Origin of the sequence: Nocardioides sp. NPDC127503 (assembly GCF_040302165.1) — a bacterium.
In the GTDB taxonomy this organism is placed as follows: domain Bacteria; phylum Actinomycetota; class Actinomycetes; order Propionibacteriales; family Nocardioidaceae; genus Nocardioides.
On sequence record NZ_JBEORH010000005.1, the window covers coordinates 292759 to 306153 of the forward strand.

The window sequence follows — 13395 nt, forward strand, 5'->3', positions numbered from 1 at the left end:
TGGAAGCCGCCACTAGCATGGGCGCCTCAACCTGACGGAGAGGTCCTCTGGTTCCGTAATGACTGCAACACACGCCGACTACCGGCTCAGCCAGCTCGACCAGCTGGAAGCCGAGTCGATCCACATCTTCCGCGAGGCCGCGGCCGAGTTCGAGAAGCCTGTCCTGATGTTCTCGGGAGGCAAGGACAGCATCGTGATGCTGCGACTTGCGGAGAAGGCTTTCTTCCCTGCCAAGATCCCGTTCCCTGTCCTCCAGATCGACAACGGCCTCGACTTCCCCGAGGTCGCCGAGACGCGTGACCGCTGGGTCAGCCGACTGGGCGTACGCCTGGTGATCGCGAGCATCGATGACGCCATCGCGCGCGGCATCGTCGTCGACGACGGCAAGACCTCGCGCAACCGCCTCCAGACCCCCACGCTGCTCAACGCGATCGAGGAGAACGGCTTCACCGCCGCCTTCGGTGGCGGTCGCCGCGACGAGGAGAAGGCCCGCGCCAAGGAGCGCGTCTACTCCCACCGCGACGAGTTCGGCCAGTGGGACCCCAAGATGCAGCGCCCCGAGCTCTGGTCGCTCTACAACGGCCGCCTGCACGAGGGCGAGCACATGCGGATCTTCCCGATCTCCAACTGGACCGAGCTGGACATCTGGGACTACATCGGCCGCGAGGGCATCGAGATCCCGCAGGTCTACTTCGCTCACCAGCGTCGCGTCTTCGAGCGCGACGGCATGCTGCTGACCGAGACCCCGCTCAACCCGCTGCGCGAGGGCGAGGTCGTCACCGAGCGTACGGTCCGCTACCGCACCTGCGGCGACATGACCCTGACCGGTTGCGTCGAGTCGACCGCATCCACCATCCCCGAGATCATCGAGGAGGTCGCCGCCGCCCGGGTCACCGAGCGTGGCGCGACCCGCGGTGACGATCGGTTCTCCGAGGCCGCCATGGAGGACCGCAAGAAGGAAGGCTACTTCTGATGGCCATGGACCTCCTGAGGTTCGCCACCGCCGGCTCGGTCGACGATGGCAAGTCCACCCTCATCGGGCGGCTGCTGTTCGACTCGAAGTCGATCTTCACCGACCAGCTCGAGTCGGTCGAGAAGACCTCGCAGGACAAGGGCCACGGCTACGTCGACCTGTCGCTGCTGACGGACGGACTGCGGTCCGAGCGCGAGCAGGGCATCACCATCGATGTGGCCTACCGCTACTTCGCGACGCCCAACCGCAAGTTCATCATCGCCGACACCCCGGGCCACGTGCAGTACACGCGCAACATGGTCACCGGTGCCTCCACCGCCGACCTCGGCCTGGTGCTCGTCGACGCTCGTCACGGGCTGACCGAGCAGTCGCGCCGTCACGCGGTGCTGCTCTCGCTGCTGCGAGTGCCCCACCTGGTCCTGTGCATCAACAAGATGGACCTCGTGGACTACTCCCAGGAGGTCTACAGCAAGATCTCGGCCGAGTTCACCGCGTTCGCGACCAAGCTCAACATCCCGGACCTCGAGGTCATCCCGATCTCGGCGCTCCAGGGCGACAACGTGGTGACCCGCTCCACCAGCATGGACTGGTACTCCGGCCCGACGCTGATCCACCACCTCGAGCACGTCCACGTCGCCTCCGACCGCGACCTGGTCGACGTGCGCCTTCCGGTGCAGTACGTCATCCGGCCGAAGTCCGACGACCACCACGACTACCGCGGCTACGCGGGCCAGGTCGCCGGTGGAGTGCTCAAGCCGGGCGACGAGGTCATGGTGCTTCCCTCCGGGATGACCAGCAAGATCGCCGGGATCGACCTGTTCGACAAGGAGATCCCCGAGGCGTTCCCGCCGATGTCGGTGACCGTCCGGCTCGAGGACGACGTCGACGTGAGCCGCGGCGACATGATCTCGCGGGTCAAGAACGCCCCCGAGCCGAGCCAGGACATCGACGCGATGATCTGCTGGATGACCAACGCTCCGCTGCGTCCGCGGCAGAAGCTGGCCATCAAGCACACCTCCAACTCGGCGCGAGCGCTGGTCAAGGACATCCAGTACCGCCTGGACGTCAACAGCCTCCACCGCGACCTGGAGACCAAGGAGCTCGGCCTCAACGAGATCGGCCGCGTCCAGCTGCGCACCACCAAGCCGCTGCTGTGCGACCCCTACTCGAAGAACCGCACCACCGGCTCCTTCATCCTCATCGACGAGGCGACCGGCGTCACCGTCGGCGCGGGCATGATCAACGACTGATCAGCCGAGCCATTCAGGACTGGGCGGCGCATTCCGGCAACGGGATGCGCCGCCCGTTCTCCATCTCATACCGACTTGACCAGGTGATCTTGTGCCTCAGCAGTTCTCTCCCACGCCGCGCGAGCTCGACGACATCGAGCTGATCGTCTCCGGTGCCCTCCCGGGGCCGCTGAACGCTCCCGGGTCGGCGTTGACGCTCGCCCTTCCGGCCTCGGTTGCCGAGAGCGCTGCCGCGGACGGCGCGGTGGAGATCGTCGACCCCGAGGGACTCCCGCTGGCCCGGGTCACCTGGCCCGCGGGCGAGGTCACCGGCCTCTCCTCCCCCGCCTACGGTCCCTTCCGACGGCTCCACCTCACCCCGGAGCAGACCCGGAAGGCGTACGCCGGACGGACCGTCGTCCCGGTCACCGACGCCCTCACCACCGCCGAGATCGCTGAGATCGCGGCCCTCGGGCCGGTGCTGCTGCTCGCTCTGGTCGGGCACGGCACGCCGTCGCTCTCCCCCGTCGCACTGCTGCGCGCGTCGTTGCTGGCCGCGGAGGACCTCCCCGACGCGGTCGTCGTCGCGGTGCCGCTGGCTTCGCACGACGACCCCGAGGCAGACCATGCCCTCGGCGTGGCCGTGGTGGAGGCGTACGCCGGGGGAGACCCGATCCACGCGCTCGCGTCCAGCACCTCGACCGAGTCGGCCGACTACACCGAGGCGATCGCCGCGGTCGTCGCCTCCGACCAGCCGGCCCCCGAGGTCCAGGGCCTGGTCATCTTCTTCACCGGCCTGTCCGGCTCCGGCAAGTCCACCCTCGCCCGCGCGCTGATGGACAGGATCCTCGAGCAGGGCGCGCGCACGGTCACCTCGCTCGACGGCGATGTCGTACGCCGCAACCTGTCGGCCGGGCTGACCTTCTCCAAGGAGGACCGGGAGACCAACATCCGCCGGATCGGATGGGTGGCCGCCGAGATCTCCCGCCACGGCGGCCTCGCCGTCTGCTCCCCCATCGCACCCTTCGACTCGACCCGCCAAGACGTACGCGGCTACGTCGACGATGCCGGCGGCGCCTTGTTCCTGGTGCACGTGGCCACGCCGCTGGAGGAGTGCGAGCGGCGCGACCGCAAGGGCCTCTACGCCAAGGCCCGAGCCGGTGAGATCCCCGAGTTCACCGGGATTTCCTCCCCCTACGAGGAGCCGGCCGATGCCGACGTACGCGTCGACACGACCGGCCGCTCGATCGAGGACGCCCTGGACGACGTCATCGAGGGCCTGCGCTCGGCGGGTTACCTCGACCTCGCCTGACCCTGCGGCTCAACGGTCGCGGTAGACCAGCCCGGACAGGCGCCAGGCGAGCATCCGGCGAAAGCGCGGCAGCCTCGCGAGCGTCGACAGCACAAGGTTCCGTACGCTGCGCCGGCCCCCCTGCGCGATGCCGAACCGGGTCAGCCGGTCGGAGAGCGCGATGACCTCCTCGGCGACGGGCCGGCGGCGGGCGGCGTAGTCGTCGAGCGCGGCCTCGTCGCCGCGGGCAATGGTCGCGACGAGGGCATCGCCGAGCACGACCGCGTCCTGGAGACCGGTGTTCATGCCCTGACCGCCCGCGGGGCTGTGCACGTGGGCGGCGTCGCCGGCGATCAGCACCCGGCCCGCGCAGTAGGCGTCGGCGACGCGGTGGTGGACCCGGAACCGCGACCCCCACAGGACCTCGGTGACCTTGACCGGGCTCGCGCCCGCGTTCAGTGCGGGACCGCGGCGGTCGAGGAGGCCCTGGATGTAGTCGACGTCGGGCTCCGCCGGCGCCTCAGGGACCGGCGCGACGAACCGGAACGAGCCGTCAGGCAGGGGCGCGGAGACCAGGGTGCCCTCGGGTGAGAAGTAGAGGATGACCTCGTCGTGCGGCAGGTCGCCCTCGATGCGTACGTCGGCGAGGCTGAACGACTCGGCGTACTTTCCTCCCGGGAAGCCGATCCCGCTCTTGTCGCGCACGGTGGAGTGCATGCCGTCGGCCCCGACGAGGTAGCGCGCCCGGATCTCGGTGCCGTCCTCGGTGGTCGCGGTGACACCGGTGTCGTCCTGGACGAGGTCGACGAGGGTGAGCGGTCGGCGTACGTGACCGCCGAGCTCGGTGAGGCGCTCGAGGAGGACCCGCTCGGTGACCGCCTGGGAGACCATCAGGGCGTAGGGGAACTCGCTGGGGAGGTCGTCGAAGCGGATCGGCACCAGGACCTTGTCGCGGTCGCGGATGGTGAAGCGCGGCGCCTCGATGCCTTCCTCGACCAGGCGAGCTGAGACGCCGAGGTCTGCCAGGACCTCCAGGGTGCGGGCGTGGACGACCGCAGCCCGGGAGGTGTTGTTCCCGGAGGCCTGGTTGTCGATGACGGTGACGTCGATGCCGGCCGCGGCCAGCTTGGCCGCCACCGCCAGCCCGGTGGGGCCGGCGCCGGCGACGAGGACATCAGTGGTGATGGTGGACATGATGCGCTCCTTGCTCTGATTCGGAGGTCAACGCTTGTTGGCCAACTGGTGTTGACCAAGTTAGCGCGCTGCCGCCATTGACGTCAACGGGCGTTGGCCTACACTTGTTGGCATGACCGATACGCGCCGATCCGGAGCCGAGACCCGCGAGCGCATCCTCGCCGTCGCGCGCGAACACTTCGCGCGGCAGGGATACGACCGCACGACCATCCGCGCCATCGCCTCAGAGGCACAGATCGACCCGTCGATGGTGATGCGCTACTTCGGCAACAAGGAGGAGCTCTTCAAGGTCGCCGCCTCGATCGACCTGGCCCTCCCCGACCTCTCCACGACCCCGGAGGGCGAGGTCGGCCGCGTGATGACCGCCCATTTCGTACGCACCTGGGACTCCGAAGGCACCCTGATGGCCCTGCTCCGCCGGGCAGCCTCTGACCCCCAGGCCGCGGAGCAGATGCGGAGCATCTTCGCCACCCAGGTCGCCGCCGCCGTCGCTCCCCTGTGCCCCGACCCGGCCCAAGCCGCGCGCCGGGCAGCCCTCGTCGCCACCCAGCTCCTCGGCATCGCGCTGGGCCGCTACGTACTCCATCTCCCGCCCATCGTCGAGATGGGCCCCGAGGAGATCGTCACCTGGGTCGCCCCGACGATCGACCGCTACCTCACCGCCGAGTCGGCTCAAACTGACCAAAACGAAGGCCGAGTCGGCTCGTCATAACGAGCCGACTCGGCGGATCTTGCGCCTATCGCTTGAGGCCGAGGAGCGCCCAGGCCTCCTCTGTGCTCATCGGCTCACGCTGAGCGACCGCGGCCGCTTCGACGGCTCGCTCGACGAGCTGGCGGTTGGCGTCGACCGGGACGCCCTTGGCGAGAGTGAGTACGTCCTCCATCCCGACCCGCAGGTGACCGCCCATGGCCAGCGAGGTGAGCATGACCGGGAGGGTCGAGCGGCCGATGCCGGTCGCCGACCACGAGGTCACCTCGTCCGGCAGCGCGGCGACGCCGGCGACCAGCGCGGCAGAGGTGCCGGGCATGCCACCAGGCACGCCCATGACGAAGTCGACGTGGACCTTGCCGCCGGCGGGCAGGCCGTACTTCCCCAGCAGCCGCTGCAGCGCGGCGACGTGGCCCAGGTCGAAGAGCTCGAACTCCGGCACCACGCCGCGCTCCTGGGTGAGCTGGTAGAGCTCGGCGATGAACGGCCACGGGTTGGAGAAGACGTCGTCGCCGAAGTTCGTCGTGCCCATCGTCAGCGAGCACGAGTCCGGCCCGGCGTCGAGCACCTTGAGCCGCTTGTCCAGCGGGTCGTGGACCGAGCCGCCGGTGGAGAGCTGCACGATCAGCTCGGTCTTCTCGTGGAGCGCATCGACCGTCTCGGTGAGCCGTCCGAGGTCGAGCGTCGGCGCATGGTCGTCGTCGCGGATGTGGACGTGGATCATCCGCGCCCCCGCCTCCTCGCACTCGACGGCCGTCGCCACCAGCTCCTCGAGCGTCGTCGGCAGCTGCGGGCAGTCTTCCTTCGCGGTTTCCGCCCCGGTAGGCGCCACGGTCACAAGCAGTCCAGTCACCCGGACAATCTAGCGCCATTCAAGCGATCCACCGCAATATCTCCGCCCAAATGATGGCAAAACGACGCGGGAGCCCCGGTGTCAACCAGCGACACCGGGGCTCCCGCATCAGGGATCGTCAGCCGATCGGGATGGTCACCTCGGCGACATTGCCGACCGCGGCGTGGACCTTCTTGTCCACGGGCTCCGCCTTCGGCGCGAGGGTACGCAGGGTCCACTCGCCGTCGCCGGCGAAGAACCGGAAGTGGCCGGTGGCCGAGGTGGGCACCTCGGCGGTGAACTCGCCGGTGCGGTCGAGCAGCCGGACGTACGCGCCGTGGACCGGCTCGCCGCCACGGGTCACCTGACCCTGGATGACTGCTTCCTTGGCGACATCGACGCCGGCGAGCGAGAGCCCGCCCTCAGTTGCTCCGCACATGCTCAGGCCTCCCCGGGCTCGTCGCCGGTGACGACCGGGACGCCGACGAGGGAGCCGTACTCGGTCCACGAGCCGTCGTAGTTCTTCACGTTCTCCTGGCCGAGGAGCTCCTTGAGCACGAACCAGGTGTGCGAGGAGCGCTCGCCGATGCGGCAGTAGGCGATGGTGTCCTTGCTCCAGTCGACGCCGGCCTCGGAGTAGATCTCCTTGAGCTCCTCGTCGGAGCGGAAGGTGCCGTCGTCGTTGGCCGCCTTGGACCACGGGACGTTGGCCGCGGTCGGGATGTGACCGGCGCGCTGGGCCTGCTCCTGCGGGAGGTGGGCCGGGGCGAGGAGGCGGCCGGCGAACTCGTCGGGCGACCGCACGTCGACCAGGTTCTTGACGCCGATGGCCTCGACCGTCTCGTCGCGGAATGCGCGGATCGAGAGGTCCTGGTCCTTGGCGGTGTAGCTGGCCGCCTCGCGGGAGACGGTCTCGTCGGTCAGCTCGCGGGAGTCGAGCTCCCACTTCTTGCGGCCACCGTCGAGGAGCTTGACGTCCTGGTGGCCGTAGAGCTTGAAGTACCAGAAGGCGTACGCGGCGAACCAGTTGTTGTTGCCGCCATAGAGCACCACAGTGTCGTCGTTGGAGACGCCACGCTCGGAGAGCAGTGCGGAGAACTGGTCCTTGTTGACGAAGTCGCGGCGCACCTGGTCCTGCAGGTCGGTGGTCCAGTCGAGCTTGATCGCGCCCTTGATGTGGCCCTTGTCGTAGGCAGTGGTGTCTTCGTCGACCTCGATCAGCACCACCTTCGGGTCATCGAGGTGCTCCTCCACCCACTGGGCGGAGACGAGGGAGTTCTCGCGGGTCATCTAGGTACCTTTCGTTGGTGTTTCTTGCGTTCAGGGGTCAGGCCGAGGGGATGAGACCCACTCGCCTGATCAGCAGGTAGAGCTCGCAGCCGAGGCAGAACTTGAAGGCGGCATTGAGCACGGCCGCGACAAGTGCGAAGCCGAGCGCGATCTGCGCCACGAGCGTGGCGCCGAGGATGAAGCCCACGAGCGCGACCAGCACGAAGGCGAGGCCGACGCCCTGGGCGAACCTGGGCGGTGCCGGGTCCTCGAGCTCGTCCGGAGCCCCGAGCCGGGGACGTACGAACTTCTTGAAGAGCCAGGAGTGCGGGGTCCGCTGAACGCCGAGACCAGCCCCGATCGCGAAGAGCACGGTCTGAATGGCCGTCACCACCAGAGCCCATGGCTGCGGGAGCAGCAGAGCCAGGATGAGTACGACAACGGTCAGCGCCGCAGCGAACTGCGGGCCACGAGGGTCGATTCCGGTCTGTGTCGCCGTCTGGCCTGAGGTCTCGGACATAGGTGTGCTCCTGCGAGAGTGGAGGGGAGGTCGTCAGGAACGAGCCTGACAGGCGAAAGCGATCCCCAGGGTCGACTCGGTCGACAATCTCAGGGAATCAGCGGCAGGAACGACACAGCGCCGAGCGCACGCGGCAGTGATCCACTGCGCGGCGCTTGGTCAGCATGGTCGAGAACATGCGATGACAGTAGCGCGATGCTCGACGGCCACGAAACGAATGTCTCGTCATATGGACGAGCGTGTCAGGATTCGAGATTCACGGCAGGAATCGCACTCAGGACCTGCTCCTTGCGCGGAGCCCCGGAGGCGCGTGCGATCTCGTTGCCGGAGCCGTCGATCACCAGGGTCGTCGGCGTACGCATGATGTCGAGGCGGCGCACCAGGTCGAGGTGGTGCTCGGCGTCGATCTCGACGTGCACCACGCCCGGGACGATCTCGGCGACCTCGCCCAGGATCCGCCGGGTCGCTCGGCAGGGAGCGCAGAAGGCACTGGAGAACTGCACGAGGGTCGCGCGCGCACCGAGCTCGGTCTCGCCCAGCGCATCGGTGACCGCGTCCCACGCGTGCGGCTCGGGCGCGTGATCCTCGTGAGTCACATGGAGCTCCTTCGTGCCTCGGAAGCGGCCGTCGCTGAGCATCCGGAACAGGCCGAAGGCGACGGCGGCGGCTATCGCGATGACGGCGATCCAGGCTCCGGTGCTCATAGGACTATTGAACCGGTAATCCGCCCCACTCATTCCCTCGAGGCGCGCCGAAGCCTCTCGTTGGCCGCTTCCAGGCGGCGTACGTCCTCCTCCAGAGCCAGCACTCGGGCGATGCCGGCGAGGTTGAGGCCGTCGGCGAGGAGGTCACGGATGCGGACTAGACGGTCGACGTCGGCGCGGGAGTAGAGCCGGGTGCCGCCCGAGGTCCGCGCAGGGTCGACCAGCCCGCGTCGCTCGTAGACGCGGAGGTTCTGGATCTGCATCTCGGCCATCTCCGCTGCCACCGAGATGGCGTACACAGCCCTGGTTCGCTCCGTCACACGTTCAATTCTGACACGAGGACTTGAAATCATCTAGCGCATGGGATATATGAAAGGTGTATCCGCTGATATAGATCCCGTGAGGAGGGAAACCATGCTCATCCGAAGCACCGATCCGTTCCGCGAGTTCGATCGCATCACCCAGCAACTCCTGGGCGGCGGCACCACCAACCGACCGGCCGTGATGCCCATGGATGCCTGGCGCGAGGGCGACCGGTTCGTCATCGAGTTCGACCTTCCTGGCGTCAGCCCGGACACGATCGACCTGGATGTCGAGCGCAACGTACTCACCGTCAAGGCCGAGCGGGTCGCGAAGAACGGCGACTGGCAGATGCTCGCCAACGAGCGCGTACGCGGCAGCTTCAGCCGTCAGCTCGTGCTCGGCGACAACCTCGACCTCGACCACATCGAGGCCGCGTACGACGCCGGCGTGCTGCGCCTGGTCGTGCCGGTCGCCGAGAAGGCCAAGCCGCGCAAGATCGAGATCGCCACGAGCGCCAAGCCGGAGCCCGCCGCGATCGAGAGCTGAGGGAAGGACCTGCCCGCCCCGGCAGGCCCTTACGCAGGTGAGTCACCGGGCGCGGGCTTCCCCAGCCCCTGTGGAACTAGCCGCCGGCGAAGGGCGGAAGGAACTCAACCGTCGACCCCGGTGGGACCTCGATCCCTCCGGGGTCGGCCGTACCCGCCGGGCGGTCACCGATGAGCGCGGAGCAGACCTTCAGGACCTCGGGGAGGCGGGTGTCGGCATGCAGCTCCGCGGCGCGGCGTACGACTTCTGCCAGCGTCAACGGGCCGTCGACCTCGAACTTGTCGGACGGAGTCCCGGCCGCCGACTTGGCCGCGGCCCAGTAGCGGACCTCTATAACATTCGTCACTTTCTCGTGGACATCCTTCCTATGTCACCGTCAGGTTTCGTTAATATGGTGCAACGATCACCTCACCGAGGCTCAATGTTGCGTTTCGGTGCTCCTCTTTCTCTGACCGAGAGGCACCCCCAATGAGCTCGCTTCTGTTGTTGACCAGTTCGCTCCAGCCTTCGGCAGATGTCCTTCCCGGGCTCTCGCTCCTCGGCCATCAGGTGAAGATCCTTCCTGCTGAAGGTAGCGCGCTTCTCGAGGCGCCCGACTCCGACCTGCTGCTGGTGGATGGCCGTCAGGACCTCGCCCAGGCCCGTGACCTGTGTCGTCTGATCCGCACGACCGGCACCGACATCCCCGTTCTGCTGATCGCCACCGAGGGTGGCCTCGCCGTCGTCGCCCACGACTGGGGCATGGACGACGTCGTGCTGCACACCTGCGGTCCGGCCGAGCTCGAGGCCCGGATCAAGCTGGCGATCGGCCGCATCTCGGCGGCCCGCGAGGCCTCCGACCCCGAGGCCCACGTCATCCGCTCCGGCGAGGTCGTCGTCGACGACGCCACCTACACCGCCAAGATCGGTGGCCGCCCGCTCGACCTGACCTTCAAGGAGTTCGAGCTCCTGAAGTTCCTCGCCCAGCACCCCGGCCGCGTCTTCTCCCGTCAGCAGCTGCTGCAGGAGGTGTGGGGCTACGACTACTTCGGCGGCACCCGCACCGTCGACGTCCACGTACGTCGCCTGCGCGCCAAGCTCGGCCCCGAGAACGAGACCCTCATCGGCACCGTCCGCAACGTCGGCTACCGCTTCGTGCTGCCGTCGAAGAACAACGAAGCCGCCGCCGACGGCGCCCGGCTGACCCCGTCTCCTCGCCTGGGGGCCGGCGCCTAGGCTGCACCTATGGCACTCACCGTCGATCAGGTCCTGGCCATCGCGAAAGCGACCGAGGCGTACGACGGCGTGGCGCCGCTCGACGAGGCGACCCTCCTGACGCTGCGCAACCGTCCGGAGGACGCGACGATCTGGGGTGACGTACGCGGCTTCGGGCTGTTGGTCGGCACCGAGCTTTCGCTCGTGGTGCTGACCCAGCACCGCGGTGTTGGCCTGGGTCGTCAGCTGCTGCTCCGGGCGCCGTCGCTCCCGGCCGGGACGACGGCGTGGTCGCATGGTGACAACCCGGCGGCTGCCCGGCTGGCCGCCACACAGGGCTGGGACCGCACCCGCGAGCTGTGGGTGATGCGTCGCCCTGTCGCCGGTCTGCCGCCGGCTCCCGAGACTCCGGACGGCATCGTCGTACGCAGCTTCGAGCCCGGCGACGAGGCCGAGCTGCTCCGGGTCAACGCCGCCGCCTTCGCGCACCACCCCGAGCAGGGATCGCTGGACGAGGCCGGTCTGCGGGAGCGCATGGCTGAGTCGTGGTTCGACCCGTCGGGGCTGGTCACCGCGTGGGAGGACGAGAAGCTCCTGGCGTTCCACTGGACCAAGCGCCACAGCGAGGCCGAGGGTGAGGTCTACGTCGTCGGTGTCGATCCCGCCGCCCAGGGCCGCGGCCTCGGCAAGCTGGTCACCCTCCTCGGGTTGAACCACCTGGCTGCTGTCGGCGTCGAGCGGATCCATCTCTATGTCGAGGGCGACAACACCCCGGCCGTACGTCTCTACGAAGGCCTCGGTTTCACGCGGGCCGCGGCGGACACGCACGTCCAGTACACCCGCGGCTAGTCTCTGGTCGCGTGAAGCTGACCGACTCTCAGAGTGACCGGGCCATCGGGGCCATCGTCGGAACCGCGGTGGCGGATGCGCTCGGAGCTCATTACGAGTTCGACCGGCCTCGGCTAGGCGCGGACGAGAAGGCGCAGATGCTCGGCGGCGGGCTCGGCCCGTTCGCGCCCGGGGAGTGGACCGACGACACGACGATGACGTGGTGCATCCTCGACGTCGCCGCGAGCGGTCTCGACCTGCGTACCGAGGAGGGGCTGACCGCGGTCGCACGCAACTTCCGGACGTGGGCGGAGTCGGAGCCGAAGGACATCGGCAACCAGACCGCCCGGGTCCTCAACACCGCTGGTCCCGCGCCGACCGATGCGCAGCTGCGGCACGTCTCGGAGAAGCTGCACGAGATGACCGGCCGCACGGGAGGCAATGGCTCCCTGATGCGTACCGCTGCGGTCCCGCTCCGCTATCTCGGCGACCGTCCGGCCGTCGCCGAAGCGGCCGCCGCGGTGAGCGCCCTGACCCACTGGGACGAGCATGCCCGGTCCGGCTGCGTGCTGTGGTCCCTCGCGATCGAGCACGCGGTGATGCACGGCGAGCTCGACGTACGCTCCGGCCTGTCCCTCCTCTCCCCCGCCGAGGCAGCCTTCTGGGCCGAGAAGCTCGACGAGGCCGAGTCTGAGCCGCCGGCGAAGTTCAACCCCAACGGCTGGGTGGTCACCGCGCTGCAGGCCGCCTGGTCCTCGATCGCCCAGACCCCCGTGCCCGAGGCCGACCCGTCGAGCCACTACGTCGAAGCGCTCAACACCACCATCCGGATCGGCAACGACACCGACACCATCGCCGCCATCGCCGGCGGCCTCCTCGGCGCCCGCTGGGGCGCCACCGCCATCCCCGCCGAGTGGCGCAAGCTCAGCCACGGTTACCCCGGCATCCCGGGCGACTTCCTCGCCACTCTCACCCTCGACACCGTGGCTGCCGGTCTGCGCTGATCGGTGACGCTGACAAACAGCTGTCGGCTCGCCTACGCCAGTGGGCGGCACTTTGTGAACGATTCACAAGGTGCCGCCCACTGATGTAGGCGGCGACAGGCAGTCAGAGATGTCGGTGCTCGCACCTACCGTCGTCGTATGAAGCTCACCGCACGAGCTGCCGCCGAGACGATCTCGGCTGCTCACAACATCGGACTGCGAGATGCGGCCCGAGTGCTGACCGCCGGGCTCGCGGGACCAGCGATCAAGCAAGGGAGCGCGCTCCTCTATGACGAGCAGGGGCTCGACAGGCTCCTCGACCGCCCTGAATGCCCGGTCTCAGAGCTCGACAGGTGGCGGCCGTTGGTCGTCCGAGTCGGCCGCAAGCAGGCCTTCGACGTCGGCGCCTCGTGGAGCGAGCGTGCTCGTGGCGTCGCCGGGCCTTGGCGGCTTCCCCTACCGACGTCGATCTACCTCGCCCGCCTCAGCAGCCTACGTTCGTCGATCAGCGGGGCACCGGCCGGCATGCGACACCCCTTGATCGGTGTCGTTGCCGACTGGGTCGCAGTTGGCGCCGAGATCACCGGATACGACGAGGGTCGCTTCCGCCTCGAACCGCCGGGGCCCTGGTTCGAGTCCTTCCAGGACACTTGGCTGCCCCTCCCACAGCGGCGGAGCTCGATCCTTTGGGGTGCACCGGCGAGCCAGATCCAGACCGCGGGGCGGCCCGAACGCACGGCGTCTCAGGCCGCCTTCAGAACCTCGCGAGATTGGCTGAGCGACGACGCACCCGTCCGCTCGAACGGACGGCTCTGACCGG

General features: G+C 68.6%; 17 protein-coding genes. 9 read left to right on the forward strand and 8 right to left on the reverse strand.

What is annotated here, in order from left to right; translation table 11 throughout:
- The first annotated feature begins 58 nt into the window (after positions 1-58).
- The 3 genes from cysD to cysC all read left to right on the forward strand — a co-directional run bounded on the left by cysD (position 59) and on the right by cysC (position 3514).
- Positions 59-973 carry a sulfate adenylyltransferase subunit CysD gene (cysD, locus tag ABTW65_RS14055; RefSeq protein WP_350660983.1) on the forward strand — a complete coding sequence of 305 codons (915 nt, stop codon included), beginning with the start codon at positions 59-61 and terminating at the stop codon, positions 971-973.
- Positions 973-2223, forward strand: coding sequence for a sulfate adenylyltransferase subunit 1 (locus tag ABTW65_RS14060; protein ID WP_350660984.1), 1251 nt, complete (start codon positions 973-975; stop codon positions 2221-2223). Before cysD ends, ABTW65_RS14060 begins: the two co-directional genes overlap by 1 nt.
- Before the next feature lie 91 nt (positions 2224-2314).
- Complete coding sequence (gene cysC, locus ABTW65_RS14065) at positions 2315-3514, forward strand: adenylyl-sulfate kinase (protein WP_350660986.1); 1200 nt, start codon at positions 2315-2317, stop codon at positions 3512-3514.
- A 9-nt stretch (positions 3515-3523) separates the two neighbouring features.
- Here cysC and ABTW65_RS14070 read toward each other — a convergent pair whose 3' ends face one another.
- Positions 3524-4687, reverse strand: coding sequence for an FAD-dependent oxidoreductase (locus tag ABTW65_RS14070; RefSeq protein ID WP_350660988.1), 1164 nt, complete (start codon positions 4685-4687; stop codon positions 3524-3526).
- A 112-nt stretch (positions 4688-4799) separates the two neighbouring features.
- On the opposite strand from ABTW65_RS14070, the gene ABTW65_RS14075 reads away from it, so the two are divergent.
- Positions 4800-5399, forward strand: coding sequence for a TetR/AcrR family transcriptional regulator (locus ABTW65_RS14075; RefSeq protein ID WP_350660990.1), 600 nt, complete (start codon positions 4800-4802; stop codon positions 5397-5399).
- Positions 5400-5424: 25 nt separating this feature from the next.
- Here ABTW65_RS14075 and ABTW65_RS14080 read toward each other — a convergent pair whose 3' ends face one another.
- The 6 genes from ABTW65_RS14080 to ABTW65_RS14105 all read right to left on the reverse strand — a co-directional run bounded on the left by ABTW65_RS14080 (position 5425) and on the right by ABTW65_RS14105 (position 9041).
- Entirely contained in the window at positions 5425-6249 is an 825-nt protein-coding gene (locus ABTW65_RS14080) for a beta-keto acid cleavage family enzyme (RefSeq protein ID WP_350660992.1), read from the reverse strand.
- A gap of 118 nt (positions 6250-6367) precedes the next feature.
- On the reverse strand, positions 6368-6667 hold the full coding sequence (locus ABTW65_RS14085; protein ID WP_045549621.1) for a DUF1416 domain-containing protein: 300 nt from the start codon (positions 6665-6667) through the stop codon (positions 6368-6370).
- 2 nt (positions 6668-6669) lie between these two features.
- Entirely contained in the window at positions 6670-7518 is an 849-nt protein-coding gene (locus ABTW65_RS14090; protein ID WP_350660994.1) for a sulfurtransferase, read from the reverse strand.
- 37 nt (positions 7519-7555) lie between these two features.
- The gene (locus ABTW65_RS14095) at positions 7556-8017 is read right to left on the reverse strand and encodes a DUF4395 domain-containing protein (protein ID WP_350660996.1); all 462 of its coding nucleotides are present in this window, start codon (positions 8015-8017) and stop codon (positions 7556-7558) included.
- A 242-nt stretch (positions 8018-8259) separates the two neighbouring features.
- Positions 8260-8721 (reverse strand): thioredoxin family protein, encoded by a 462-nt coding sequence (locus tag ABTW65_RS14100; RefSeq protein WP_350660998.1) that lies wholly within the window; start codon positions 8719-8721, stop codon positions 8260-8262.
- 29 nt (positions 8722-8750) lie between these two features.
- Positions 8751-9041 (reverse strand): MerR family transcriptional regulator, encoded by a 291-nt coding sequence (locus ABTW65_RS14105; protein ID WP_350661001.1) that lies wholly within the window; start codon positions 9039-9041, stop codon positions 8751-8753.
- A 94-nt stretch (positions 9042-9135) separates the two neighbouring features.
- Here ABTW65_RS14105 and ABTW65_RS14110 point away from each other — a divergent pair, with 94 nt between their 5' ends.
- Positions 9136-9570, forward strand: coding sequence for an Hsp20/alpha crystallin family protein (locus ABTW65_RS14110; protein WP_350661003.1), 435 nt, complete (start codon positions 9136-9138; stop codon positions 9568-9570).
- Positions 9571-9646: 76 nt separating this feature from the next.
- Here the strand turns inward: ABTW65_RS14110 and ABTW65_RS14115 are convergent, their stop codons facing one another.
- Positions 9647-9916, reverse strand: coding sequence for a MoaD/ThiS family protein (locus ABTW65_RS14115; protein ID WP_350661005.1), 270 nt, complete (start codon positions 9914-9916; stop codon positions 9647-9649).
- A 122-nt stretch (positions 9917-10038) separates the two neighbouring features.
- Between ABTW65_RS14115 and ABTW65_RS14120 the strand changes: the two genes are divergently transcribed.
- The 4 genes from ABTW65_RS14120 to ABTW65_RS14135 all read left to right on the forward strand — a co-directional run bounded on the left by ABTW65_RS14120 (position 10039) and on the right by ABTW65_RS14135 (position 13391).
- The gene (locus ABTW65_RS14120) at positions 10039-10785 is read left to right on the forward strand and encodes a response regulator transcription factor (protein WP_350661007.1); all 747 of its coding nucleotides are present in this window, start codon (positions 10039-10041) and stop codon (positions 10783-10785) included.
- A gap of 9 nt (positions 10786-10794) precedes the next feature.
- On the forward strand, positions 10795-11613 hold the full coding sequence (gene mshD / locus ABTW65_RS14125) for a mycothiol synthase (RefSeq protein WP_350661009.1): 819 nt from the start codon (positions 10795-10797) through the stop codon (positions 11611-11613).
- An 11-nt stretch (positions 11614-11624) separates the two neighbouring features.
- A complete protein-coding gene (locus ABTW65_RS14130; protein WP_350661011.1) occupies positions 11625-12596 on the forward strand; it encodes an ADP-ribosylglycohydrolase family protein in 972 nt (323 codons plus the stop codon).
- Positions 12597-12734: 138 nt separating this feature from the next.
- Positions 12735-13391, forward strand: coding sequence for a hypothetical protein (locus ABTW65_RS14135; RefSeq protein WP_350661012.1), 657 nt, complete (start codon positions 12735-12737; stop codon positions 13389-13391).
- Positions 13392-13395: the final 4 nt, after the last annotated feature.